The organism is Vibrio sp. Y176 (assembly GCF_033438945.1).
This window is the reverse complement of record NZ_JAWOQS010000880.1, coordinates 1-579: the sequence shown is the minus strand read 5'-3', so window position 1 is coordinate 579 and position 579 is coordinate 1. Positions and strand designations below refer to the sequence as shown.

Here is a 579-nt window from a genome sequence, read left to right as displayed (position 1 = left end):
GGAATAACCTTTATAGCTTCGATTTAGAGTTTGTGTTTGCGGGTGATATCGCGTGTGGCAACTTTTTTACCTCCACTTCTCCTCACTCGCGTTTTACCAGCGCAAGAGTCGCGGCGAAAGCAACAGAAAGTGGGTTGGTGACATTGCTTAACTACACACTCAAAGACACCAGCCAAGGTGAGCAGACAGAATTAGAGTTAGAGCCGGGCCAAGCCTATCTGGATGTATTGAAAGAATATTTCGGCATTGAGCTTGATGCGCAGTACGGCGAGCTTCGTCCGTTGCCTGATGCGTAAAATTCTGACGTTTTCAAAGCGTAGCGCGACGAGAACATTTTCATCACTATTTGTCTAAAAGAGGTCGACAGGAATACAGCATGGCGAATTGGGAAGGGGTCAGCGAATTTGTTGCTGTGGCGGAAACCAACAGTTTTACCGGAGCAGCAGCTAAGCTGAAAACATCGGTGGCACAAATCAGTCGTCGGGTATCGGCACTTGAAGAACGACTTGCGGTGAAATTGCTGCATCGCACGACGCGAAAAGTCTCCCTGTCTGAAGCCGGACAACTCTATTACCAGCA

Annotated in this window: 2 protein-coding genes; both read left to right on the top strand. The window is 48.4% G+C overall.

The window, feature by feature from the left end; translation table 11 throughout:
- The coding region (locus tag R7O13_RS29200) for an arylamine N-acetyltransferase (protein ID WP_318305498.1) at nt 1-296 on the top strand (296 nt) is incomplete at its 5' end.
- An 80-nt stretch (nt 297-376) separates the two neighbouring features.
- Nucleotides 377-579: LysR family transcriptional regulator (locus R7O13_RS29195; protein WP_318305497.1), on the top strand; the 203-nt coding region annotated here is incomplete at its 3' end.